General features: G+C 71.4%; 23 protein-coding genes. 9 read left to right on the top strand and 14 right to left on the bottom strand.

Going from position 1 to position 22,840, the window contains the following annotated elements:
- Positions 1-18: 18 nt before the first annotated feature.
- From BSL84_RS15520 to BSL84_RS15505, 4 genes are all read right to left on the bottom strand, one after another.
- A complete protein-coding gene (locus BSL84_RS15520; RefSeq protein WP_030028616.1) occupies positions 19-1,581 on the bottom strand; it encodes an SCO6880 family protein in 1,563 nt (520 codons plus the stop codon).
- Positions 1,578-2,885 carry a hypothetical protein gene (locus BSL84_RS15515; RefSeq protein WP_199816387.1) on the bottom strand — a complete coding sequence of 436 codons (1,308 nt, stop codon included), beginning with the start codon at positions 2,883-2,885 and terminating at the stop codon, positions 1,578-1,580. The genes BSL84_RS15520 and BSL84_RS15515 overlap by 4 nt, the downstream gene beginning before the upstream one ends.
- Positions 2,875-3,705: a hypothetical protein gene (locus BSL84_RS15510; RefSeq protein ID WP_075970557.1), complete on the bottom strand. Its 831-nt coding sequence runs from the start codon at positions 3,703-3,705 to the stop codon at positions 2,875-2,877. Before BSL84_RS15510 ends, BSL84_RS15515 begins: the two co-directional genes overlap by 11 nt.
- A 103-nt stretch (positions 3,706-3,808) precedes the next feature.
- Entirely contained in the window at positions 3,809-4,117 is a 309-nt protein-coding gene (locus BSL84_RS15505) for a hypothetical protein (RefSeq protein WP_045324346.1), read from the bottom strand.
- A gap of 376 nt (positions 4,118-4,493) precedes the next feature.
- On the opposite strand from BSL84_RS15505, the gene BSL84_RS15500 reads away from it, so the two are divergent.
- Positions 4,494-5,654, top strand: coding sequence for an alpha/beta fold hydrolase (locus tag BSL84_RS15500; protein WP_079273207.1), 1,161 nt, complete (start codon positions 4,494-4,496; stop codon positions 5,652-5,654).
- 326 nt (positions 5,655-5,980) lie between these two features.
- Here BSL84_RS15500 and BSL84_RS15495 read toward each other — a convergent pair whose 3' ends face one another.
- Positions 5,981-6,790 (bottom strand): pentapeptide repeat-containing protein, encoded by an 810-nt coding sequence (locus BSL84_RS15495; RefSeq protein WP_075970556.1) that lies wholly within the window; start codon positions 6,788-6,790, stop codon positions 5,981-5,983.
- A 172-nt stretch (positions 6,791-6,962) separates the two neighbouring features.
- On the opposite strand from BSL84_RS15495, the gene BSL84_RS15490 reads away from it, so the two are divergent.
- The 4 genes from BSL84_RS15490 to BSL84_RS15475 all read left to right on the top strand — a co-directional run bounded on the left by BSL84_RS15490 (position 6,963) and on the right by BSL84_RS15475 (position 10,574).
- Positions 6,963-7,571: a LysE family translocator gene (locus tag BSL84_RS15490; protein WP_075970555.1), complete on the top strand. Its 609-nt coding sequence runs from the start codon at positions 6,963-6,965 to the stop codon at positions 7,569-7,571.
- A 50-nt stretch (positions 7,572-7,621) separates the two neighbouring features.
- The gene (locus BSL84_RS15485; RefSeq protein ID WP_075970554.1) at positions 7,622-8,413 is read left to right on the top strand and encodes a thioesterase family protein; all 792 of its coding nucleotides are present in this window, start codon (positions 7,622-7,624) and stop codon (positions 8,411-8,413) included.
- Positions 8,414-8,637: 224 nt separating this feature from the next.
- The gene (locus tag BSL84_RS15480; RefSeq protein WP_037663430.1) at positions 8,638-9,654 is read left to right on the top strand and encodes an NlpC/P60 family protein; all 1,017 of its coding nucleotides are present in this window, start codon (positions 8,638-8,640) and stop codon (positions 9,652-9,654) included.
- Between the two features lie 191 nt (positions 9,655-9,845).
- Positions 9,846-10,574 carry a phosphatase PAP2 family protein gene (locus BSL84_RS15475; RefSeq protein WP_075970553.1) on the top strand — a complete coding sequence of 243 codons (729 nt, stop codon included), beginning with the start codon at positions 9,846-9,848 and terminating at the stop codon, positions 10,572-10,574.
- A gap of 158 nt (positions 10,575-10,732) precedes the next feature.
- On the opposite strand, the gene BSL84_RS15470 is transcribed toward BSL84_RS15475, so the two are convergent.
- Together BSL84_RS15470 and BSL84_RS15465 are read right to left on the bottom strand one after the other, a co-directional pair.
- Positions 10,733-10,960 carry a hypothetical protein gene (locus tag BSL84_RS15470; RefSeq protein WP_045323296.1) on the bottom strand — a complete coding sequence of 76 codons (228 nt, stop codon included), beginning with the start codon at positions 10,958-10,960 and terminating at the stop codon, positions 10,733-10,735.
- 100 nt (positions 10,961-11,060) lie between these two features.
- A complete protein-coding gene (locus BSL84_RS15465; protein WP_045323295.1) occupies positions 11,061-11,312 on the bottom strand; it encodes a hypothetical protein in 252 nt (83 codons plus the stop codon).
- Between the two features lie 169 nt (positions 11,313-11,481).
- On the opposite strand from BSL84_RS15465, the gene BSL84_RS15460 reads away from it, so the two are divergent.
- On the top strand, positions 11,482-12,315 hold the full coding sequence (locus BSL84_RS15460; protein WP_030028383.1) for a hypothetical protein: 834 nt from the start codon (positions 11,482-11,484) through the stop codon (positions 12,313-12,315).
- Positions 12,316-12,490: 175 nt separating this feature from the next.
- Positions 12,491-12,637, top strand: coding sequence for a hypothetical protein (locus BSL84_RS36520; protein WP_167350610.1), 147 nt, complete (start codon positions 12,491-12,493; stop codon positions 12,635-12,637).
- A gap of 81 nt (positions 12,638-12,718) precedes the next feature.
- Here the strand turns inward: BSL84_RS36520 and BSL84_RS15455 are convergent, their stop codons facing one another.
- A complete protein-coding gene (locus BSL84_RS15455; protein ID WP_075970552.1) occupies positions 12,719-13,081 on the bottom strand; it encodes a metal-sensitive transcriptional regulator in 363 nt (120 codons plus the stop codon).
- A 197-nt stretch (positions 13,082-13,278) separates the two neighbouring features.
- Here BSL84_RS15455 and BSL84_RS15450 point away from each other — a divergent pair, with 197 nt between their 5' ends.
- Positions 13,279-13,899: a DUF47 domain-containing protein gene (locus tag BSL84_RS15450; protein WP_028797706.1), complete on the top strand. Its 621-nt coding sequence runs from the start codon at positions 13,279-13,281 to the stop codon at positions 13,897-13,899.
- Between the two features lie 5 nt (positions 13,900-13,904).
- On the top strand, positions 13,905-14,903 hold the full coding sequence (locus BSL84_RS15445; RefSeq protein ID WP_030028388.1) for an inorganic phosphate transporter: 999 nt from the start codon (positions 13,905-13,907) through the stop codon (positions 14,901-14,903).
- 121 nt (positions 14,904-15,024) lie between these two features.
- On the opposite strand, the gene pstB is transcribed toward BSL84_RS15445, so the two are convergent.
- The 6 genes from pstB to BSL84_RS15415 all read right to left on the bottom strand — a co-directional run bounded on the left by pstB (position 15,025) and on the right by BSL84_RS15415 (position 22,743).
- Positions 15,025-15,801, bottom strand: coding sequence for a phosphate ABC transporter ATP-binding protein PstB (gene pstB, locus BSL84_RS15440; RefSeq protein WP_030028389.1), 777 nt, complete (start codon positions 15,799-15,801; stop codon positions 15,025-15,027).
- Positions 15,802-15,829: 28 nt separating this feature from the next.
- Positions 15,830-16,912 (bottom strand): phosphate ABC transporter permease PstA, encoded by a 1,083-nt coding sequence (gene pstA / locus BSL84_RS15435; protein WP_030028393.1) that lies wholly within the window; start codon positions 16,910-16,912, stop codon positions 15,830-15,832.
- Positions 16,912-17,901, bottom strand: coding sequence for a phosphate ABC transporter permease subunit PstC (gene pstC, locus BSL84_RS15430; RefSeq protein ID WP_075970551.1), 990 nt, complete (start codon positions 17,899-17,901; stop codon positions 16,912-16,914). The genes pstA and pstC overlap by 1 nt, the downstream gene beginning before the upstream one ends.
- Before the next feature lie 142 nt (positions 17,902-18,043).
- Entirely contained in the window at positions 18,044-19,177 is a 1,134-nt protein-coding gene (gene pstS / locus BSL84_RS15425) for a phosphate ABC transporter substrate-binding protein PstS (RefSeq protein WP_075970550.1), read from the bottom strand.
- A 253-nt stretch (positions 19,178-19,430) separates the two neighbouring features.
- Positions 19,431-20,432: a CHAD domain-containing protein gene (locus tag BSL84_RS15420; protein ID WP_420718782.1), complete on the bottom strand. Its 1,002-nt coding sequence runs from the start codon at positions 20,430-20,432 to the stop codon at positions 19,431-19,433.
- Positions 20,413-22,743: an RNA degradosome polyphosphate kinase gene (locus BSL84_RS15415; RefSeq protein ID WP_234363468.1), complete on the bottom strand. Its 2,331-nt coding sequence runs from the start codon at positions 22,741-22,743 to the stop codon at positions 20,413-20,415. Before BSL84_RS15415 ends, BSL84_RS15420 begins: the two co-directional genes overlap by 20 nt.
- Between the last annotated feature and the right edge of the window lie 97 nt (positions 22,744-22,840).

Genomic DNA, 22,840 nt, shown 5'->3' with positions numbered 1-22,840 from the left:
GGCGGGTCTTCCCTTCAGCTAGCGTCGGATGCCGGTGGCGAACGGCAGGGTGTTGACGAAGGCGCGGTGGTGCTCGCGGTCGCACCATTCCAGCTTCAGGTAGGACTTGCCGGCCGAGGCGCGGATGGTCCGCTTGTCGCGGGCGAGGGCCTCCGGTGAACGCGAGGACACCGTGATGTACCCGACCAGGTTGACTCCGGCAGCGCCGCTGGCGAGATCTTCACCCCTCTGGTCGAGTCGGCCGTGGGCGGCGATGTCGCGGGGGTCGACGGTGCGGTTCATCTTGGCGGCGCGGGAGGCGTCGGCCTCGTCGTTGGTCTTCTCGGTGAGCATGCGCTCGATGGCGACCTCGGTGGGTTCCAGGTCCATGGTGACGGCGACGGTGCGGATGACGTCGGGGGTGTGGACGAGGAGCGGGGCGAGGAAGTTCACGCCGACGGGGGTCATGGGCCACTCCTTGACCCAGGCGGTGGCGTGGCACCAGGGGGAGCGGGTGGAGGACTCGCGGGTCTTGGCCTGGAGGTAGGTCGGTTCGACGGCGTCGAGTTCGGCGGGCCAGGCGTTGCGCTTGGTCATGGCCTGGATGTGGTCGATGGGGTGGTCCGGGTCGTACATGGAGTGCACGAGGGAGGCGAGGCGGCCTTGGCCGAGGGGCTGGCGGACGCGGATGTCGGCTTCGGCGAGGCGGGCGCAGATGTCGGTGAGTTCGCGGGCCATGACGATGGCGAGGCCGGCGTCGCGGTCGAGCTTGCGGCCCTTGTGGGGGGTGGTCGCGCGGGCGATGGTGACGGCTTCGGCGGCCAGGTCGCGGGTGTAGTGCATGCAGGCGACGAGGTATGCGCGGTGCTGCTCGGAGGAGGTGGACACCATCGACTGGAGCTGGTCGTAGGAGTCGCGCAGCCAGGCGGGGGACCGGGTGTCTCCGCGTTGGGCGACGTCCTTGGCGTGGGCGTCGGGGTCGGCGGGGAGGGTGCGGGCGAGCATCTGGAGGCGGGTGACGAAGCCGTCGCCGTTGGCGACGTGCTTGAGGAGGGTGCCGAAGCGGTCGACGAGGGCTTCCTGGTCCTCGCTGTCGCGCAGGCCTACGCCGGGGCCCTCGATCTCGATGGCGGCGGTGACGGTGCGGCGGTCGGCGTGGAGGAGTACGGCGATCTCGTCGGGGCCGAAGGGGGCGGCGAGCCAGTTGATGCGGCCGATGCCGGGGGGCGGGCCGATCTCGACCTCGCGGCCGTCGGCGGCGCGGACGCCGGCTTCCATGGCGCCGGAGCGGTAGGTGGTGCCGCGGCGCAGGGTGCGCTTGTAGCTGCGGTTGATCTCGAACCAGCGGTAGAAGGTGCGGCCCTTGTACGGGACGTACACGGCGGCGAGCGCGAGGAAGGGGAAGCCGACGAGGCTGACGATGCGCAGGGTGAGGTCGGGGACGAGTAGTCCGCTCATCATGCCGAAGAACGCCCCGGTGATGATGAGGGCGATCTCGCCGGTCTCGCGGTTCTTGCCGACGATCGCGTTCGGCCGGGCGCGGCCGATGAGATACGTGCGGCGGGGCGCGACCGGGTGCAGCTGGTGGGACTGGGTCGTCAACGCCCGTCACCTCCTGTGTTCCTCGTGCTGGAGCTCGTGCGGGGCGGGGGTGCGGCGGAGGGGACAGATCCGCCGCCGGCCCCGCCGCCGGAGGTGGGGCGGCTGCTGTGGGCGGCCACGCCTCCGGAGAGGGGGTTGGCGGGGCGGGGCGGGGCGACGCCGCCGTCGCCTCCGCGGTGGGCGCCGCGGCTGCTGTGGGTTTTGATGCCCTGGGAGACGAGGGAGGCCGGGGAGCTGATGACGGCGGCGGCCTGGGCTCCGTCGGTGGCCTTGCTGCGGCCTGCGCGGGCGGAGGCGATCTCGTCGCCGAAGCCGGGGACGAAGCGGTAGATCATCGCGGACGCGAAGATCGCCAGGAGGATGATGGAGAGGCCGGTGACGACGGCGGAGAAGGCGTTGGGGCCTTGTTCGCCGGTGAGGGCTCCGGCGAGGCCGAGGACGATGACGATGACCGGCTTCACGAGGATGACGGCGATCATGATGCCGGCCCAGCGGCGGACGTGGCCCCACAGGTTGCGGTCGACGAGGCCGGAGTAGACGACGACGCCGAGGAGGGCGCCCACGTAGAGGAGGGCTGCCCGGATGAAGAGTTCGAGGAAGAGGATGCCGGCGGCGAGGACGGTGACGAGGGCGACGACGATGAGCATGATCGGGCCGCCGCCGATGTCGTCCCCCTTCTTGAGGGCTTCGGAGAAGGAGCCGAAGAAGACGTCGGTCTGGCTGCCGGTGGCGGAGGCGATGACCTCGGTGACGCCGTCGGTGGCGGAGACGACGGTGTAGAGGATCAGGGGGGTGAAGGCGGAGGCCAGGACGGTGAGCCAGAGGAAGCCGATGGCTTCGGAGAGGGCGGTGGTCAGGGGGACGCCGCGGACGGCTCGTTTGGCGACGGCGAAGAGCCACAGGACGAGCGTGAGGATGGTGGAGGCGGCGAAGACGACGGCGTACTGCTTGAGGAAGGTGGCGTTGGTGAAGTCGACGTCGGCGTTGCCCTTGACCGCTTCGCTGAGTTTGGTGACGATCCAGGCTGCGGCGTCGGCGCAGCCTCTGGCCAGGGAGGCGAGGGGGTTGAGGGCGTCGGCGGAGCCGTCACTGGGGGCCAGCCCGGTCCGGGGGGTCCCCCCGGACGTCCCCGTGCCGCTCTGGCAGTACTGCTTGGAGGGGCCGTCGAGGAGAGCGCAGGGGTCGGTGGTGGCCTGTGGTGTGGGGTCCGGTGCGGCGTAGGCGCGGGTGGCCAGGGCGACGAGGACGGCATGAGCGGAGGCGATCACGCCCAGCCGGGCGGGAAGCCGGAGGCTAGCGGGCATAGGTGAATCCTCCGAATTCCTTGATGGCCTTGCTCATGTCGTCGGACGTCGACACGGGGACATCGCCGGGAACCGGGGCGGGCCCGTCCTGTTGGGTGTCGTCGACGACTTTCCAGTCCTCGCCGATCCAGCTGAGTTCGAAGGTCCAGGTCTTCCAGAGGGTTTTGACCGGGTCGGTGGACTTGGCGCCGGACATGCCGATGAGGCCCGTGTACCAGACGGAGACCTTCGCGGCGGCCGGCGTGTAGCTCTCGACGCGGGTGCCGATCGGGACGGTGCGTGTGACGAAGGTGCTGCCCTGGGGAGCATTGCCGTTGGCGTCGAGTCCGAGCTGGGCCAGGAAGGCCGGGGAGTAGGCGGCGTCCTGCGGGGCCTTCATTCTGGATGCGACGTCGGGTGCGTAGATGCCGTCCACCAGGGCGTGCCGCGTCGCCTTTTTGAACATGCCGTCGGAGCCGAGGGCTACCGCGTAGTTGGCGGCTGCCGATTGGGCGCCTTGTTCGTCGTGGGCGAAGCCCTTGGGGATGCCGGCCGTTTTGCCGGTGACGGGGCCGGCGCCCGTGGGGGAGGTGGAGGTGGCGGACGGGGTGTCGTCCGAGGGTTTGGCGTCGGGTGTGTCCGGGGCCTGGTTCGCGAACGCGATGGCGGCGATCAGGAGGACCACCACGCCGACCACGGTGACCAGGCTGCGGGGGGCGCGGGAGGTGCGGCGGGTCGGGCCGTACGGGTCGGCGGGGGTGTCGGGGAGGCGGGTGCGGGTCTGGCCCGTGCCGCCGACCTCGCCGTAGCCGGCGCCGCCGTACTGGTCGTCGTTGCTCATTCCGTTTCCGCCCCCTCCGCGTCGTACGACGGTAGCGCTGGTTCCCGCGTGGATGCGGTGTGGTGAGTTCTCGTCAGGTCGGGGCCACCGGTGGTCGGTCGGGCTAGACGGCCATTCCGTAGACGATCGTGAAGAGCGTGCCGAGGGAGCCGATGATGAAGACGCCGGTGAGGCCGGCCACGATCAGGCCCTTGCCCTGTTCGGCGCTGAACGTGTCGCGCAGGGCGGTCGCGCCGATGCGCTGTTTGGCCGCGCCCCAGATGGCGATGCCGAGGCAGAGGAGGATCGCCACGGCCATGACCACCTCGATCATGACCTTCGCTTCGTTGCCGAGACCGCCGAACGGCCCCCAGTTCGGGGCGATTCCGCCGATGATGGTGGTGATGTCGCCCTTTTCGGCTGCCAGGATCATGTAACTCACCGCCCCTGTATGGGTAGTTCCGGAAGCCCGCTGCCCGACGGCAGGGGTCACGCACTATCTTCGCTGATGAAACCGCCGTCGTCGTCGACTTGTCGGCTCTCTTTACCCGATCTCGCGGCCCGCGCCCGGCTTCCGCGCTCTGACCTGGGCCGGGCTGCCGTCCATCCGCAAGAACGTGCGGTCACTCTGTGTATCACGGGGGGTGACGCCGGGCAATGATTGTCCTCTCGGTGCGCGAGGGGCGGGGCGAGGGGGCGCCGTTCGGAGCAGCGGGGTGGCGTGTCGTTGGGCCGGCTCGCCGACATAAGTCCGACATTCCGTCAGTATTCCATCCGGAGTTGTCAGTGGTGTCCGGCACGCTGAAAGGATGACGACTACCTGGACTCTCGCGGATCTTGAGGCGGCCATTCGGGCGGGATGGTCCGCCGAGACGAGCGAGCCGGCCGACATCAGCCGGGTGCCCTGGACTCCGGAGAATCCGGCCTGGGGGCAATGTGACATCACCGCCCTGGTCGTGCAGGACCTCGTGGGCGGGGACCTGGTGCTCGGGGAGGTCTTCCACGAGGGGCGGCAGGAGGGCTACCACTGGTGGAACCTGCTTCCCGGCGGTATCCGGGTCGATCTGACGCGGGAGCAGTTCCGGCGGGGTGAGACGGTCACGCCCGGACGGGTGGTGAAGCGGCCGGGCGGGCGGTTGAAGCGGCGGTGGGAGGAGTACCAGCTGCTGCGGCGACGGGTGATCGACAAGCTGGGGCCGCTGCCGGGGGTGATGGTGGCGCGGGACGGGCGGCGTCTCGCGTATACGGACTTCGGCGGGCCGGGGGCGCCGCTGCTGGCGCTGCACGGGCATTTCGGGGCGGGGGCGGACTTCGAGCGGCTGGCCCGCGAGGTGGGTCCGGCGTGGCGGGTGATCGCTCCGGACCAGCGCGGGCAGGGGGACTCCGACCGGGCGGGGGAGTACACGCGGGAGGGGTACGTCGCGGACGCGGCCGCACTGCTGGAGCACCTGGGGCTGGGGCCCGTGGTGGTCCTGGGGCATTCGCTGGGCGGGGTCAACGCCTACCAGCTGGCCGCGCGGCGGCCGGACCTCGTGCGGGCGGTGGTGGTCGAGGACATCGGGGCGGTGGTCGACGGCGACCTGGCGTTCGCGCGGGCCTGGCCGCGGCGGGCGTCGACCCGGGCCGGTTTCCTGGCGGGGCTGGGGAGCTCGGCGCCGTATCTGGAGGGGGCGGTACGGGAGTACCCGGACGGGTGGGGGGTCGCGTTCGAGGTGGAGGACATGGTGGAGTCGCAGCAGGGGCTCAACGGTGACCACTGGGGGGACTGGCTGCGTGTGCGGACGCCGACGCTGCTGGTGCGGGGGGACCGGAGCGGGGTGCTGTCGGCGGAGCACGCGAGGGAGATGACGGTGCGGAGGGCGGGGGTGCGGCTGGTGGAGTTGCCGGCGGGGCATGCGGTGCGGGTGGGGGACCCGGAGGGGTACTTCGCCGCCGTGCGGGGGTTTTTGGCGCGGGTGGTTGGCGGCTGATCGGCCGCCGGGGTAGGGGCGGGGGGTGCGGGTGCGGCCGCGTTGCGGGGGCGCTGCCCCCGCGCCCCCGCGCCTCAAACGCCGGCGGGGCTGGCATTGCGGGGCTGGGCCCCGGGTCCCGCGCCCCAAGCGCCGGCGGGGCTGGAGTGCGGGGCTGGGCCCCGGGTCCCGCGCCTCAAACGCCGGCGGGGCTGGCATTGCGGGGCTGGGCCCCAGGTCCCGCGCCCCAAGCGCCGGCGGGGCTGGAGTGCGGGGCTCCGCCCCGGGTCCCGCGCCTCAAGCGCCGGCGGGGCTGGGATTGCGGGGCTGGGGTGCCGTCGGGGGCGTCAGGTCCAGTGGGTGGGGCGGGTCAGGGGTTGGGGGATGCGGGTGGCCGGGTCGCCTTGGGCCGCGTTCAGTTGGGGCTGGGTGAGGAAGACGGCTCCGCGCAGGTCCGCGCCGCGCAGGTTCGCGTCGCGCAGGTCCGCGCCAATCAGGTCGGCCGTGCGGAGGTCGGCTCGGGAGAGGTCCGCGGCGATCAGGTAGGCGCCGCGGAGGTTCGCCCCGCGCAGGTCGGCGCCGGAGAGGCGCGCGCCCATCAGGTCGGCGCCGCGGTGGTTCTTCCTGCGGCCCGGGACCTTGGCGCGGACCAGCTCGCTGGTCTTCAGGAGCAGCGTGTTGATCCGGCCCCGCAGCTCCGCGACGTCCAGGGCCGCGAGGGCGGCGGCGTCGGCGCGCGTCCACTGCTCCGTCTCGGCGAGCAGGCGGCGCAGCTCGGGGTGGACCTGGGCGGCGTCGGGGAGGCCCAGGGCCTGGTCGACGTAGAAGAGCAGCTCGTGCAGCCGGCGCATCACCGGGAAGACGTCGAACATCTCGGCGCGGCTCGCGGGGTGGGTGCGCCAGTCGCGGCCGCCGAAGGTGACCTGGGAGACCTGCTGGCCCGCGCCGAAGCAGTCGAAGACGGTGCAGCCCTGGAAGCCCTGGTCGCGCAGCCGGGTGTGGATGCCGCAGCGGAAGTCCTGGCGGAGGTTCTGGCAGGGGGTTCCGGCGGGCTTGTTCACGGCGAAGTCGGTGGACTTGGCGAACGGCAGGGCGACGCAGCAGAGCGCGAAGCAGTTCTCGCAGTCGGCTTGCAGGAGCGGCAGGCTGTGGTGCATGCCTTCATTGTCGCCGGTGGGCCGCGGTCAGGACGCGCCCCCGGCGGCCTTCGGCGAGGGGAGGCGTGCGCAGGCGCCGGTGGAAGTGGCTCCCGGCGCCCCACGGACTGGGGCAAGTGGGTGCCGTGGGGCAGGGGTTGATCGTGAGGGAGGGGGCGGCGAGCATCGGTGTATGACAGAAGTGATCGCAGTCGCCGTCATCACCCTGCTCGCCGTGATCAGCCCGGGTGCGGACTTCGCCATGGTGGTGCGCAACAGCTACCTCTACGGGCGGCCCACGGGGTTGTTCGCCGCGGCCGGGGTCGCGGCCGGGGTGCTGGTCCACGTCTCGTACACGATGCTGGGGGTCGGTCTGCTGATCGCCTCCTCCACCGCGCTGTTCACCGTGATCAAAACGGCGGGTGCGGCGTATCTGGTGTGGATCGGGATACGGACGTTCCGGGCCCGGGCGGAGGTGACCGTGGACCTGGAGTCGAAGCCGCAGCTGACCCGGCTGGGGGCGATGCGGTCGGGGTTCCTGACCAATGTGCTCAACCCGAAGACGACGCTGTTCGTGGTGTCGACCTTTACGCAGGTGGTCGATCCGGGGACGTCGCTGTGGCAGCAGGCGGGCTACGGGCTGTTCATGTCGGCGGCGCACCTGGGGTGGTTCGGTGCGGTGGCGGTGTTCTTCTCCGTCTCCGCTCTGCGCGAGCGGATGCTGAAGGCGCAGAAGGCGCTGAACCGGGCCATCGGGTCGGTGCTGGTGGGCCTGGGGGTGGGACTGGGGTTCGCCCGCTGACCCGTCGGGGAGGCTGGTGGAGGTGGTTACCAGTCGGTAGCGTGACGGGTATGGGTACTGCCGAGGGGTTCTTCGAGCGGGTCGGCCCCGGACGCTTCCGGGCCACCGAGTACACGCGCGGGCCGTGGGACGCGGCCTCCCAGCACGCCGGTCCGCCGGCCGCGCTGCTGGGACGGGCCGTCGAGGAGCGGCCGGGTGCGCGCGCGGACATGCGGATCGCCCGGATCACGTACGAGATCCTGCGCCCGGTGCCGATCGGCGGGCTGGAGGTGACCACGAGCGTGCTGCGTGCGGGGCGCAGCACCGAGGTGGTCGAGGCGGCGCTCGGCCCGGTGGGCGCCGCGCCCGTCATGCTGGCACGGGCCCTGCGGATCCGGGTCGCGCAGGAGTCCGTACCGGCCGTGGCGTGCGGGCCGCAGCTGCCGACGCCGGGGGAGGCGGAGGTGACGCCGTTCTTCCCGGTGCCGTGGGAGACCGGCTACCACTCGGCCATGGAGACCCGGTTCACCGAGGGCGCCTTCGTCGAGCCGGGCCCCGGCACCTGCTGGATGCGGATGAAGGTGCCGCTGATCGCGGGGGAGGAGACCAGGGCGCTGGACCGGGTGCTGATCGCCGCGGACTCGGGCAACGGGATCAGCGCGGTGATGGACTTCGGGGCGTACGTCTTCGTCAACAGCGACCTGACCGTCCACCTGCACCGCCATCCGGTGGGGGAGTGGGCGTGCGTGCAGGCCCGCACGAGTGTGGACGCGGCCGGCATCGGTCTGGCGGACGCGCGGCTCCACGACGAGAAGGGCCCGATCGGGCGGAGCGCGCAGAGCCTGTACGTCGCACCGCGCTGAGCGGCCTTCGGCGCCACATCCGGTGCGGGGCAGGGCCGCTGTGCCTCCGTACGCCGTCCGCGGGGACTGGACGGTGGTCTTCTGCCGCGCCGAGGATGGCCCTGTGAAGTACGGGGGCGGCGCCCGCACCGGCTTCCAAGTGGGGTAGTAGGACATGCGACACGGCCGAATCGCACGTCCAAGTGACGGGGATGGGGGAGGGTTGCCGGGTGCGCAGATTCTGGATGGCCGGCGGGATCGGGATCGGGCTGTGTCTGACCTTCGTGGTGCTCCTCGTCGTGGGGACGTACTCGGCGGCGGCCGGGCTCGTGGGGGCGGGTGCCGGGGGCCGTGCCGTGGGCCTGACCAAGGGGGCCGTGCCCGCGAAGTACCAGGCGCTGGTGGAGAAGTGGGGCAACCTCTGCCCGGCCATCAGTCCGCCGCTGCTCGCCGCGCAGCTGTACTCCGAGAGCGGCTGGAACCCGCGCGCCGTCAGCCCGGCGGACGCGCGGGGCATCGCGCAGTTCATCCCGGGGACCTGGGCGGGACACGGTATCGACGGGGACGGGGACGGGGACCGGGACATCTGGGATCCGAACGACGCGATCCCCTCGGCCGCTTCGTACGACTGCGAGCTGGCCAAGGGCGTGAAGAGCGTGCCCGGTGACCCCACGTCGAACATGCTGGCCGCCTACAACGCGGGCGCCTACGCGGTCATCAAGTACGGCGGGGTGCCGCCGTACAAGGAGACCCAGGGGTACGTGAAGGCGATCACGACGCTGGCGAAGAGCTTCGCGCGGCCCGTGGGCCGGGTGGCGCCCTCGCAACAGGCGGCGGGGGCCATCTACTTCGCGCAGAAGCAGCTGGGGACGCCGTACCTGTGGGGCGGCAACGGCACCCCCGAGCACGGGGGGCGGTTCGACTGCTCGGGGCTGACCAAGGCCGCGTACGAGACGGTCGGGATCGAGCTGCCGCGGGTGGCCAACGACCAGTACAACGCCGGTCCGCACCCCGCGCGTGACGAACTCCTGCCCGGAGACCTCGTGTTCTTCTCCGATGATCTGACGAACTCGCGCGAGATTCGGCACGTCGGCCTCTACGTCGGCGGCGGATACATGATCAACGCCCCTTACACCGGGGCGGTCATCCGCTTCGACAGGATCGACACGCCCGACTACTTCGGCGCGACCCGGGTGACGAAGGACGGGGCGGAAGCCCTTCCGGTGCGGTCGCCGGCCGGCCGTCCTGCCAACTCTCCGTGATGCAAAGGCCCTGAGCTGCGACGGCCCGTCACTCTTCGATAACGTTGCCGTGATCATTCCGTGGAGAGTGGAACCGGGTCGCGGGCACGGGCGTTCCATGAACGCGGGAGTTGATCAAGTGGGTGTCGAAGGGGCGCACACCCGGGTGCGCCCGCAGGGGAACCACGGCAAGAGCAAGGGGCCGCGTCACCATGGCTGGACTCACAACCGGTGGGCCGAACGTGGATGTCAGCCTGCTGTACGAGGTCAACGGAGCGGCCCGGCGCGCCCCGTCGTGGCTCGACACCGCCGTGAGCCTGGCCGGTGAGTACGGCATCCTGCTGGCCCTGGTCCTCCTGGTCCTGTGGTGCTGGCGCGGCGCCCGCCGGCAGGAGGAGGCCCCCGCCGTCGAGACCGTCACCGCGCTCGTGTGGGCCCCCCTCGCCGCCGGCCTGGCCCTGCTCGTGAACGTGCCGCTGCGTGCGTTCGTCGGACGGCAGCGGCCGTTCCGCCAGCACGAGGGGCTACAGGTCCTCGACCCCGGGTGGGGGGCAGGCCTGGGGAACACCGAGTTCTCCTTCGTCAGCGGCCACACCACCGTCGCGATGGCCCTGGGTGTAGGGCTGTTCGTCGCCAACCGCCGGCTCGGGCTGGTGGGGATCGGGCTGGCCCTCCTCGAAGGCCTCTGCCGCGTCTACATGGGCGTCCACTACCCGACCGACGTGGTCGGCGGCCTCGCGCTCGGCACCGCCGTCGCCCTCGTCCTCGCGCCGCTGGCGCTGGCGCTGCTGAGCCCGGTCGTCCGGGCCGTGGCCGCCCGCCCGCGCCTCGGCCGGCTCGTACGGGCCGGGGAGCGGGTACGGCCCCTGCCGGTCGGTCTCGCGCAGCCCCAGACCCCGCCGGGTGGCCGGGGTACGCAGGACAGCGACCTCGCCGCCTGACGCGGCCGCCTGACGCGGCTGCCTGACGCGCCCTCTGGTCGCGGCCGGCGTTCAGCGCATCCCGTAGGAGTCCCATACGGCGAGCAGTGCGGCCGTCACCAGGCACAGCGCGGCCACCCCGAAGCACACCAGGACCGCCCGGGGGCGGGGCCGGGGCGTCACCGGTCGCCCGCGTCGGAGTCGCCTTCGCGGCGGTGGCGGGAGCGCACCCACAGGACGGTGGCCACGGCCGCGGCGGAGGTCAGTGTGATGGCCAGGGCCACGGCGGCGGGGCCCTCCGCGGAGCCCACGGGGCCGGCCCAGGCCGCGGCGGCCGCCGCGGCCTGGGCGAACGCGACGGGCAGGGCCCAGAGGAGGGCCGCGAGGCGGGCTGCGGAACCTGGCATGAGTCAAGGGCATCCGCTGCGGCGGCCACCGGCCAGCCGGGCCGTCCGAACGGGCGAGACGCCTGCCCGTGCCGTGGCCGCAGAGGCCTCCGGGACAGCCTCAGGGAGTCGGGGTGGCCTCGTGGCCGGCGGCGTCCCTGCGGGCCAGGTCGCGGGAGCGGCGGGCCGGGCCGGTCCAACCGCACGCGCAGACGGCCACGCAGAACGATCCACGGTCGGTGGCGGACGCGGTGTGGGCGGACACGGTAGGGCCGGTCGGCGGCTGGGGGTGCGGTTGCGGTGGCGAGCCGGGCCGCTGGGGCGGTACGGCGCCCGGCGCGGGGGCCCGCGGCGCGTCGGTGTGCGGTTCCACCCCTCCACCGTACCCGGGGCCACTCGGCGTACTCGGCGTACTCGGCGTACTCGGCGCACTCGGGGGGCGGGCGAGGCGTGCCCCCGTGACGCGGAACCCGGGGCCTCGTTAACCGGAGCGGGTGGGGACCTGGGCAAACAGCGGTCACGCGTTGGGGGTTTGGCAGGCGATGGTGGTTCACCGGCACAGGCTGCTGCGCGGGCGCGCGGCTGAGGTGGTGCTCGCCGCCGGAGTCACCCTGGCCGTCACGGCGACGGGCGGGTGCGCCGGCGGCGGCGGAAGCGACGACCGGTCCCCGGCGGAGGCTTCGGCGGCGGTCCGCGGCGCCGCCGACGTCCTGGCGCGCACGGGCAGCGCCCGGGCCCGTACGGCCATGGAGATGGCCACCGGCGGGACGCGGGTCACCATCCGCGGCGAGGGCGGCGTCGACTTCAAGAAGCGGATGGGGCAGCTCCTCGTACTGCTCCCGGCCGATGTGAAGGGCGAGGACGAGCACCGGCCCATCACCGAACTCCTGGTGCCCGGCGCGCTCTACATGAAGAACCGCGGCGCGGGTGTACCGGCCGACAAGTGGGTGCGCCTGGACACGACGGCCCTCGCCGACGGGAACCTGGTCACCGGCGGGGCCACCGACCCCCTGATCGCGGCGGAGCTGCTGCGGGCCGCCCAGGGGGTGACGTACGTGGGGGAGACCGATGTGGCGGGCACCAAGGTGCGGCACTACCGGGGGACCACCGACATCGGGCGGGCCGCCGGGAGCGCGCCGGCGGAGATGCGCGGGGCGCTGGAGGCGGCGGCGAAAGGGTTCAGCAAGGACACGGTGCCCTTCGACGCCTACCTCGACGAGGAGGGGCGGCTGCGGAAGGTCAGGCACCGTTTCACCTACGTCAACAATGGCGTGATCGATGTGTCGTCGACCACGCTCCTGTACGGATTCGGGACGCCGGTGACCGTCGTATTGCCCGCGAGCGGGGACATTTACGCCGGAAGGATCGCCGACTAGCAGGGCGGGCGTGCCGGGAGCGGCGCTATCGGGCCATGGCCGGGTATCCGGAAATGGTCCATCCGTGTCATGCGGGGGGACGGACGCCCTCCCTACGCTGAACAGCCGGGCGCCGGCAAGTGGTGCGGCATGACCGAAGACGGCCGGTGGCCGGTGGCAGATTGAGGTGACACGCGTGACTCCCGCAGGCGGTACGACGGTGCAGGACCACGTGGCGCTCGCCGAGATCGAACTGTGCGGTGAGCTGATCATCGCCGCGTCAGCGGCCGCTGAGGACCGTCTGAGCCTGGACCGCATCGACGAGGTCCTGCTGGGCCGCTAGGTCGTGCCCGGAGCCTGTCGGGGTGCCCCGGCTCATGGGGGCCGTCGCCCCCGCCCGCTGCCGGCGGGCGGGGAGGGCGGTTCAGGTGCGCAGGAGCCGTGCGATGGCCTTCGTGGCCTCCTCGACCTTGGCGTCGATCTCGGCTCCGCCCTTGACGGCCGCGTCGGCGACGCAGTGGCGCAGGTGCTCCTCCAGCAGTTGGAGCGCGAAGGACTGCAGTGCCTTCGTGCTGGCCGAGACCTGCGTGAGTATGTCGATGCAGTAGACGTCCTCGTCGACGAGCCGCTGGAGGCCGCGGATCTGGCCCTCGATCCGCCGCAGCCGCTTGAGGTGCTCGTCCTTCTGGTGGTGGTAGCCGTGGACGGTCCCGCCGCCGTGGGAGGTGCCGGGGGCGGCCGCCGTGTCGGCTCCGGTGCCGGGGCCCTCCGCCTCGATGGTCGTCATACGTCCTCCGTGGTCGAACGAGCGAGGGATAATGCATACCCCTCATGGGTATATGATACCGGGCTCGTGCCCGAGGGCAGGGGTCCGTGTTCCTCACTCTGCCTGATGGAGGACACTGGGGAACCGCCGGTTAGCCGTGGCCGGGGGATGCGCCTAGCATCAGCCTGACCGAATCCAATGCACCCCGAGGACCTCACGTGCGATTTCGTCTGACCCCCAGGGAGACGAGCTTCTACGACATGTTCGCCGCATCCGCGGACAACATCGTCACGGGCTCCAAGCTCCTGATGGAACTGCTCGGAGCGGACTCGTCCGCCCGGGCCGAGATCGCGGAACGGATGCGGGCGGCGGAGCACGCGGGGGACGACGCGACCCACGCGATCTTCCACCAGCTGAACTCCTCCTTCATCACGCCGTTCGACCGCGAGGACATCTACTCCCTCGCGTCGTCGCTCGACGACATCATGGACTTCATGGAGGAGGCCGTCGACCTCGTCGTCCTCTACAACGTGGAGGAGCTTCCCAAGGGCGTCGAGCAGCAGATCGAGGTGCTGGCGCGGGCGGCGGAGCTGACCGCCGAGGCGATGCCGCACCTGCGGACGATGGACAACCTCACCGAGTACTGGATCGAGGTCAACCGCCTTGAGAACCAGGCCGACCAGATCCACCGCAAGCTGCTCGCGCACCTGTTCAACGGCAAGTACGACGCCATCGAGGTGCTGAAGCTCAAGCAGATCGTCGACGTGCTCGAAGAGGCGGCCGACGCGTTCGAGCACGTCGCGAACACGGTGGAGACCATCGCGGTCAAGGAGTCCTGAACCACGTGGACACCTTCGCTCTGGTCGTGACCATCGGTGTCGCGCTCGGTTTCACCTACACGAACGGTTTTCACGACTCCGCGAACGCCATCGCGACGTCCGTGTCCACGCGGGCCCTGACCCCGCGGGCGGCGCTCGCGATGGCGGCCGTGATGAACCTCGCCGGCGCCTTCCTGGGCAGCGGGGTGGCCAAGACGGTCAGCAGCGGCCTGATCGAGACGCCCACCGGGTCCACGGGAATGTGGATCCTCTTCGCGGCGCTGGTCGGCGCGATCGTCTGGAACCTGATCACCTGGTACTTCGGCCTTCCCTCGTCCTCCTCGCACGCCCTGTTCGGCGGCATGGTGGGCGCGGCGCTGGCCGGCGGTACGGAGGTCATCTGGTCGGGCGTGGTCGACAAGGTCGTCATCCCGATGTTCGCCTCGCCGGTGGTCGGCCTGGTCGCCGGTTTCCTGGTGATGGTGGTCATCCTGTGGCTGTTCCGCCGCGCCAACCCGCACAAGGCCAAGCACGGCTTCCGTATCGCGCAGACCGTCTCGGCCGCGGCCATGGCGCTCGGCCACGGTCTCCAGGACGCGCAGAAGACGATGGGCATCGTCGTGATGGCCCTGGTCATCGCCGACGTCCAGAGCGCCGAGGACCCGATCCCGGTCTGGGTGAAGGTCGTGTGTGCCGTGATGCTGTCGCTGGGTACGTACGCGGGTGGCTGGCGCATCATGCGTACGCTCGGCCGCAAGATCATCGAGCTGGACCCGCCGCAGGGCTTCGCGGCGGAGACCACCGGCGCCTCGATCATGTTCGGCTCCGCCTACCTCTTCCACGCGCCGATCTCCACCACGCACGTGATCACCTCGGCGATCATGGGTGTGGGTGCGACGAAGCGGGTGAACGCGGTGCGCTGGGGCGTCGCCAAGAACATCATCCTGGGCTGGTTCATCACGATGCCGGCCGCGGCTCTGGTCGCGGCGATCAGCTTCTGGATCGTGAACCTGGCCTTCGGCTAGGCACGGCGTACGACACGAGAGCGGGCCGGCACCCCCACCCGGGGGGAGCCGGCCCGCCTTCTTTCCTCCGTCCCGCGGTGGCACCGCCATGCAGCACCGCGGGGCGCTCTCACATCTCGCCTCAGCCGAAGCGGCCCGAGATGTAGTCCTCGGTCGCCTGCACGGACGGGTTGGAGAAGATCCGGTCCGTGTCGTCGATCTCGACCAGCTTGCCGGGCCGGCCGACCGCCGCGAGGTTGAAGAACGCGGTCCGGTCGGATACGCGGGCGGCCTGCTGCATGTTGTGCGTCACGATGACGATCGTGAAGCGCTCCTTGAGCTCGCTGATCAGGTCCTCGATCGCCAGGGTGGAGATCGGGTCGAGGGCCGAGCAGGGCTCGTCCATCAGCAGGACCTGCGGCTCGACCGCGATGGCGCGGGCGATGCACAGGCGCTGCTGCTGACCACCGGAGAGGCCGGAGCCGGGCTTGTTCAGGCGGTCCTTGACCTCGTTCCAGAGGTTGGCGCCCTGGAGGGAGCGCTCCACTGTGTCGGTCAGCTCGGACTTCTTGAAGCTGCCGTTCAGCCGCAGGCCCGCCGCCACGTTGTCGAAGATCGACATGGTGGGGAAGGGGTTCGGGCGCTGGAAGACCATGCCGACCGTGCGGCGGACCGCGACGGGGTCCACGCCGGCCCCGTAGAGGTTCTCGTCGTCCAGCATGACCTTGCCCTCGACGCGGCCGCCGGGGGTGACCTCGTGCATGCGGTTGAGGGTGCGCAGGAAGGTGGACTTGCCGCAGCCGGAGGGGCCGATGAAGGCCGTCACCGAGCAGGGCTCGACGGTCATCGAGATGTCGTCGATGGCCTTGTGGGTGCCGTAGAAGGCGGAGAGGCCGCTGACGTCGATTCGCTTGGCCATGGGGGTCACTTCGCTTTCGGTGGTCGTGTCAGCGACCGGTCTTGGGGGCCTTCCAGCGGGCGATGCCGCGGGCCGCCAGGTTGAGGATCATGACGAAGGCGATCAGTACGAGGGCCGCGGCCCATGCCCGGTCGTAGGAGGCGTCGCTGCCGACCTTGTACTGCTCCCAGATGTAGAGGGGGAGTGAGGACTGGGCGCCTTCGAAGGGGTTGCCGTTGATCAGCTGGGAGCCGAAGACCAGCAGCATGATCGGGGCGGTCTCGCCGGCGATGCGGGCGACGGCCAGCATCAGGCCGGTGGAGATGCCGCCGATGGCGGTGGGGAGCACGACCTTGAGGATCACGCGCCACTTCGGCACACCGAGGGCCAGGGCGGCTTCGCGCAGCTCGTTCGGGACGAGCTTGAGCATCTCCTCGGTGGAGCGGACCACGACCGGCATCATCAGGATCGACAGGGCCATCGCGCCGGCGAAGCCGGAGGGGCCGAAGCCGAGCATCAGGTTCCAGGTCGTGAGGATGAACAGACCCGCGACGATGGAGGGGATGCCGGTCATGACGTCGACGAAGAAGGTCACGGCCCTGGCGAGCGTGCCCTTGCCGTACTCGACCAGGTAGACGGCGGTCAGCAGGCCGATCGGGGCCGCGATCAGGGTGGCCAGGGCGATCTGCTCGATGGTGCCGAGCAGGGCGTGGTAGACGCCGCCGCCCTCGTCGAAGCTGGTCACGCCGTTCATGGAGTGGCTGAGGAAGTCGCCGCTCAGCATCTTCAGGCCGCGGCTGACCGTGGTCCACACCAGCGAGAGCAGCGGGATGACCGCGAGGACGAAGCAGACCCAGACGAGGGAGGTCGCGACGCGGTCCTTGGCCTGGCGGCGGTTCTCGATCACCGCGCTGGCGGTGTACGTGATCGCGACGAACAGGAGGGCCGCGGTCAGACCCCACTGGATCTTGCTCGCGAGGTCGAGGACGAGGCCGATGCCGCTGCCGAGGGCGATCGCGAGGACCGCGATGCCGGCCGGGGCCCAGCGGGGCAGGCCGCCTCGGGTGAGGCTGGTGGGAGCGGCGGACCGGGGGGCCCGGGCGGGCCGCCTGTCCTGGATTGCGTGGCTCATCAGGCGTTCGCCCCCGAGAAGTCCTTGCGGCGCGCGATGATCAGGCGAGCTGCACCGTTGACCAGCAGGGTGAGCAGGAAGAGGACCAGACCGGAGGCGATCAGCGCGTCGCGGCCGAACTCGTTGGCCTCGTCGAACTTCGCGGCGATGTTCTGCGCGAAGGTGCCGCCACCCGGGTTCAGGATGTGGCCGGAGATCAGGAAACTCGGGGAGAGGACGGTCGCGACGGCCATGGTCTCGCCGAGTGCGCGGCCCAGGCCGAGCATCGAGGCGGAGATGACGCCGGAGCGGCCGAAGGGCAGCACCGACATCCGGATGACCTCCCAGCGGGTCGCGCCGAGGGCCAGGGCGGCCTCCTCGTTCATGCGCGGGACCTGGAGGAAGACCTCACGGCTGACGCTGGTCACGATCGGCAGGATCATGATCGCGAGCAGGATGCCGACGGTGAAGAGCGAGCGGGCGACGCCGATCTCGGTCTTGTCGAACACGTACGTCCAGCCGAGGTACTCGTCCAGCCAGAGGTTCAGGCCGTTCAGTTGCGGAACGAGGAAGAGGGCGCCCCAGATGCCGTAGATGATCGACGGCACGGCGGCCAGCAGGTCGACCACGTACGCGAGGGGCGCGGCCAGCTTGCGCGGGGCGTAGTGCGAGATGAAGAGGGCGATGCCGACAGCGATCGGAACTGCGATGGCCATCGCGATGATCGAGCTGACGACGGTGCCGAAGAGCAGGACGGCGATGCCGAAGACGGGCGGGTTGGCCGACGCGTTCCAGTCGAAGGTGGTGAGGAAGTTCCCCTCGTTCTCCGACAGGGCGATCGTGGCGCGGTAGGTGAGGAAGGCGGCGATCGACGCCATGATCACCAGGAGCAGGATGCCGGATCCCTTGGAGAGCCCGGCGAAGACCTTGTCACCGGCGCGGCCGGTGGACCCTGCGCTCCTGGTGACAGGCGGAGCCTTGTCCATGTGAGTTGGTGTGGTGGAAGCCATGGTCTTTCCGGTCTGTGTGGGGGGCGAGCCCCCTGGCGGCGGTGCACCGGATTCCCCCCGGGGTGGAGGGGGAGTGTCTCCGGGCCGGCCCGCCCGGTCCCCGCACGGGGGGAGGGGGCGAACCGGGCCTCGGAGCTCAGGACTAGCCCAGCGAGTTGACGACCTCGCGGACCTTGGCGTTGATCTCGGCCGGGATCGGCGCGTAGCCGTTTTCGAGGAGGACCTTCTGGCCCGCGTCCGAGGCGGCGTAGTTCAGGAAGGACTTCACGGTCGGCAGGGTCTCCGCCTTGTTGCCCTTGTCGCAGACGACCTCGTAGGTCACCAGGACGAGCGGGTAGGCGCCCTCGGCCTTGGTGGTGTAGTCGAGCTTCAGGGCCAGGTCGGAGCCGGTGCCGGAGATCTTGGCGGCGGCGATGGCCTTGGAGGCGTTCTCACCGGTGGCCTTGACCGGGGCGGCGGCGCCCGTGTTCAGGTCGACGGTCTTGATGCCCTGGGCGCTGGCGAAGGAGAGCTCGAAGTATCCGATGGCGCCGTCCACCTGCTTGACCTGCGCGGCGACACCGGCGGAGCCGGAGGCGGCCTGGCCACCGGGGGCGGCCCACTTCTTCGCGGCCTCGTGCGGCCAGGTGTCGGGGGCGGCGGCCTTGAGGTACTTGGTGATGTTCTCGGTGGTACCCGAGTCGTCGGAGCGGTGGAAGGCCTGGATGGCGGTGGAGGGAAGCGTGACGCCGGGGTTCAGCTTCTTGATCGCCTCGTCGTCCCACTTCTTGATCTTGTCGTTGAAGATGTTGGCGATCGTGGCGGCGTCGAGGTTCAGCTTGTCCACGCCGGCGACGTTGAAGCCGAGGGCGACGGGGCCGCCGACCATGGGCAGGTTGATGCCCTGGCCGCCGGTGCAGATCTTCTTCGACTCCTCGACCTGATCGGGCTTCAGCGCCGAGTCGGAGCCGGCGAAGCCGACGGTGCCCTGGTTGAAGGCGACGATGCCCTCGCCGGAGGACGAGGACTTGTAGTTGACCTCGACGCCGGAGCAGGCGGCCATGTAGTTCTTCACCCACAGGTCGACCGCGTTCTTCTGCGCGGAGGAGCCGGAGGCGAGCAGCTTGCCCTTGGCTCCGTCGCACTTGATCTCGCCGGCGGCCGGAGCGGCCTTGGCGGTGCCGTCACCGCTCTTGGTGTTGTCGTCCGAGCCGCACGCCGTGAGGACCAGGGCGCCGGACACGACAACGGCACCGAGGGTGCAGGCACGAAGCATGTTCTTGCGCTGAAGCTTCACTTTCGGGTGTTCCTTCCAGAAGCCGCCGGCCGCTTTTCCGTTCGTACCGGGCGGCGTGCGAAGAGGACTGCTGCGTCGGGTCGCGCGGGGCGGCCGCCCCGCTCCGTGGGCCGCCGACTCCTTGCACGACCGAAAGTAGGCTGAACAGGTGAAGCGGCCGACCGGCCCGAGTGAACGGACGGTGAACCGTGGCGGGCGACCCGGTGCGTTCCGGGGCGTCCGTACACGCCTGCCATCATCCGTTGTCCCGCCGTTACCGTGGGGCGGCCGCCGGTTCCCGGAGCCAGAGGTGCCGGAAGTCACCCCTCGCCGCCTCGGCCTGGTGGCGCTGGTCGGCGTGCAGGACGCCCAGGGCGTACGCCGTCGCGGGGGCGATCCGGGGGGTGCGGGCGGCGGCGGTGGCCGCTGCGGCGGCCTCGACGGCGTCCCGCTGCCGGTCCAGGGCCTCGCCGGCGGCCGCCGTCCGGGCGACGTTCCCGCCCAGGGCCTCCCGCGCGTACCGGTGGAGCCGCAGGAGGCGGTGCACCTCGTGCCAGCGGCTGTCGTGGCCCGCGTCGTACGGGCTCGGTGCCGCCTCGCCGCCGGCGGCCGGGGGCAGTGAGGCGACCGCGGCAGACAGTCGGGTTTCGGCCGCGGCGGCGAGGGGCGCGAGGACCGCTTCGGCCCGTCCGCGGGCCGCGGCGGGGTCGAGCGGGACCTCGGAGGCCAGCACCGCCACCGCGTCCGCCAGCGCGTGGAAGCGGGACGAGCCGAGGGCCTGGAGGGTGGCGGTGCGGGCCTGGGTACGGGCCGCGGTCAGCCGGCGCTCCAGCAGCGCGGCCGCGCGCGCCGAGCCCGTGGCCGGGGCGCCGGCCGTACCGCGTGGCGCGGGGAGCCCGGCGGGCCCCGACAGCCGGTGCAGTGCGTCGACGAGCCGGACCAGGCGGGCGGTGCAGGCGTGCTCGTCGGCCAGGGCGCAGGAGAGCCACACCAGCTCGGTGCGCAGCCCGTCGGCCCAGGAGGGCTCGGTCACCGCCCGGAACGTGGCCAGTGTTCCGCTGATGCGGTGCGCGGCCCCGCGCAGGCCGCGCACCGCGTCGCCGCTCCCCGCGGCGCCGGCCCCGCCCTCCTGGTGCAGGCGCAGGCCGCGCAGGAAGGCCGTGGCCTGGGAGCGCAGGTACGCGCCGAGCACGTCGCCCGCATCCCCGGCCCCGGACCTGGCCAGCGGCCTGGCCACGGCCCGGGCCGCCGCCGGGTCAGGGTTTGGCCGAGCCACGCCGGCGCCTCCGGGCGTCGATGAGCGTCTCCTGTACGTGCCGCAGCGGCTGGCCGTCGGCGTCCGTGCTGTGCCGCGTCCATTCGCCGTCAGGGCCCAGGTGCCAGGAGGAGGTGGCGTCGGACATGCCGGTCTCCAGCATCCGGTCCAGTGCCGCGCGGTGGGCCGGGTCGGCGACCCTGACCAGTGCCTCGATACGGCGGTCGAGGTTGCGGTGCATCATGTCGGCGCTGCCGATCCACACCTCCGGCTCGCCGCCGTTGCCGAAGGCGAAGACCCGGGAGTGCTCCAGGAAGCGGCCGAGGATCGAACGGACCCGGATGTTGTCCGACAGTCCCGGTACCCCTGGGCGGACGGCGCAGATGCCGCGCACCCAGATGTCGACGGGCACTCCCGCCTGGGAGGCCCGGTAGAGCGAATCGATGAGGGCTTCGTCGACGATCGAGTTCATCTTGAGGCGCACGTACGCGGGGCGGCCGGCCTTGTGGTGGGCGGCCTCCTTGTCGATCCGGGCGATCAGGCCGTCCCGCAGCGAGCGGGGCGCGACCATCAGCCGTCGGTAGGTCTCGCGGCGCGAGTAGCCGGACAGCCGGTTGAACAGGTCGGAGAGGTCCGCGCCGACCTGCGGGTCGGCGGTGAGCAGGCCGAGGTCCTCGTACAGGCGGGCGGTCTTGGGGTGGTAGTTGCCGGTGCCGACGTGGGCGTAGCGGCGCAACTGGTCGCCTTCCTGGCGGACGACGAGGGACAGCTTGCAGTGGGTCTTGAGGCCGACGAGCCCGTAGACGACGTGGCAGCCGGCCTCTTCCAGCTTGCGCGCCCACTTGATGTTGGCCTGCTCGTCGAAGCGGGCCTTGATCTCGACGAGTACGAGGACCTGCTTGCCGGATTCGGCGGCGTCGATCAGGGCGTCGACGATCGGGGAGTCGCCGGAGGTGCGGTAGAGCGTCTGCTTGATGGCGAGGACGTCCGGATCGGCGGCGGCCTGCTCCAGGAACCTCTGCACGGAGGTGGAGAAGGAGTCGTAGGGGTGGTGCAGCAGGACGTCGCGCTCGCGCAGGGCGGCGAAGATGTCGGGGGCGAGCGCGGACTCGACCTCGGCGAGGTCCCGGTGGGTGCCGGCGACGAACTTCTGGTACTTGAGCTCGGGCCGGTCCAGGGAGGCGATCCCGAAGAGGGCGGTCAGGTCCAGGGGCCCGGGCAGCGGGTACACCTCGGAGGCGTTGACGTTCAGTTCCTGCACGAGGAGGTCCAGGACGCCGGGGTCGATGGACTCCTCCACCTCCAGGCGCACGGGCGGGCCGAAGCGGCGCCGCATGAGTTCCTTCTCCAGGGCCTGGAGCAGGTTCTCGGCGTCGTCCTCCTCCACCTCCAGGTCCTCGTTGCGGGTCACGCGGAACATGTGGTGCGCGAGCACCTCCATGCCGGGGAACAGCTCCTCCAGGTGCGCGGCGATGACGTCCTCCAGCGGGACGTAGCGCTGCGGGGAGGCCTCCAGGAAGCGGGAGAGGATCGGCGGCACCTTGACGCGGGCGAAGTGGCGGTGGCCGCTGACGGGGTTGCGTACGACCACGGCCAGGTTGAGGGAGAGGCCGGAGATGTACGGGAAGGGGTGCGCGGGGTCCACGGCCAGCGGGGTCAGCACCGGGTAGATCTGGTTCCGGAACAGCGTGAAGAGGCGGGCCTGCTCCTTCTCGGTGAGGTCGGGCCAGCGGATCAGGTGGATGCCCTCCTCGGCCAGCGCCGGGGAGATGTCCTGCTGGAAGCAGGCGGCGTGGCGGGCCATGAGTTCACGCGAGCGCGTCCAGATGAGGTCCAGCACCTCGCGGGGCTGCAGGCCTGAGGCCGACCGGGTGGCGACACCGGTCGCGATGCGCCGCTTGAGGCCGGCCACCCGCACCATGAAGAACTCGTCGAGGTTGCTCGCGAAGATCGCCAGGAAGTTGGCGCGCTCCAGGAGCGGGGTCGTCGGGTCCTCGGCGAGCTCCAGCACCCGCTCGTTGAAGGCGAGCCAGCTGCGCTCCCGGTCGAGGAAGCGGTTCGGGGGGAGTTCCCCGCCGTCCTTGTCGTCGTAGGCGTCCAGGTCGGCGTCGAGGTCGGGGTCGAAACCGACGTGCGGGCGGTGCGCGGCGATGGAGCCTATGCGGGCGTGCGCGGCGGCGCCGGTGCCGGGGCCCTGGCCGGCGGCTTTGCCGGTGTCCTTGGCGGTGGCCCTGCCGGCCCCGGGCTTGGCGGCGGCGGACGCGGACGCGGACGTGTGAGACGGGTGCTGGGCGGGGACCTCGGTGGGGCCGGCGCTGGGCTTGTGGCTCATGTCTCCATTCTTCCGCGCGAGCGGCGGGACAGGCGCGTCGGAGGGGTTGGCTGTCGGCCGGAGGCGGGGCTGCATTCGGGGAGGGTCGCAAGCGGTT

This window comes from Streptomyces sp. TN58 (genome assembly GCF_001941845.1).
Taxonomy (GTDB): domain Bacteria; phylum Actinomycetota; class Actinomycetes; order Streptomycetales; family Streptomycetaceae; genus Streptomyces.
The sequence above is the reverse complement of the archived record's forward strand: the minus strand, read 5'-3'. Positions and strand labels throughout refer to the sequence as shown.

Bases quoted from the DNA above. Each gene is read 5' to 3' on its own strand.
- BSL84_RS15490 (WP_075970555.1), top strand. From the start codon at position 6,963: ATGACAGAAGTGATCGCAGTCGCCGTCATCACCCTGCTCGCCGTGATC.
- BSL84_RS15495 (WP_075970556.1), bottom strand. From the start codon at position 6,790: ATGCACCACAGCCTGCCGCTCCTGCAAGCCGACTGCGAGAACTGCTTC.
- pstA (WP_030028393.1), bottom strand. From the start codon at position 16,912: ATGAGCCACGCAATCCAGGACAGGCGGCCCGCCCGGGCCCCCCGGTCC.
- BSL84_RS15470 (WP_045323296.1), bottom strand. From the start codon at position 10,960: ATGCCAGGTTCCGCAGCCCGCCTCGCGGCCCTCCTCTGGGCCCTGCCC.
- pstB (WP_030028389.1), bottom strand. From the start codon at position 15,801: ATGGCCAAGCGAATCGACGTCAGCGGCCTCTCCGCCTTCTACGGCACC.
- BSL84_RS15480 (WP_037663430.1), top strand. From the start codon at position 8,638: ATGGCCGGCGGGATCGGGATCGGGCTGTGTCTGACCTTCGTGGTGCTC.
- BSL84_RS15515 (WP_199816387.1), bottom strand. From the start codon at position 2,885: ATGCCCGCTAGCCTCCGGCTTCCCGCCCGGCTGGGCGTGATCGCCTCC.
- BSL84_RS15505 (WP_045324346.1), bottom strand. From the start codon at position 4,117: ATGATCCTGGCAGCCGAAAAGGGCGACATCACCACCATCATCGGCGGA.
- pstC (WP_075970551.1), bottom strand. From the start codon at position 17,901: ATGGCTTCCACCACACCAACTCACATGGACAAGGCTCCGCCTGTCACC.
- BSL84_RS15460 (WP_030028383.1), top strand. From the start codon at position 11,482: ATGGTGGTTCACCGGCACAGGCTGCTGCGCGGGCGCGCGGCTGAGGTG.
- BSL84_RS15500 (WP_079273207.1), top strand. From the start codon at position 4,494: ATGACGACTACCTGGACTCTCGCGGATCTTGAGGCGGCCATTCGGGCG.
- BSL84_RS15510 (WP_075970557.1), bottom strand. From the start codon at position 3,705: ATGAGCAACGACGACCAGTACGGCGGCGCCGGCTACGGCGAGGTCGGC.
- BSL84_RS15455 (WP_075970552.1), bottom strand. From the start codon at position 13,081: ATGACGACCATCGAGGCGGAGGGCCCCGGCACCGGAGCCGACACGGCG.
- BSL84_RS15415 (WP_234363468.1), bottom strand. From the start codon at position 22,743: ATGAGCCACAAGCCCAGCGCCGGCCCCACCGAGGTCCCCGCCCAGCAC.
- BSL84_RS15485 (WP_075970554.1), top strand. From the start codon at position 7,622: ATGGGTACTGCCGAGGGGTTCTTCGAGCGGGTCGGCCCCGGACGCTTC.
- BSL84_RS15475 (WP_075970553.1), top strand. From the start codon at position 9,846: ATGGCTGGACTCACAACCGGTGGGCCGAACGTGGATGTCAGCCTGCTG.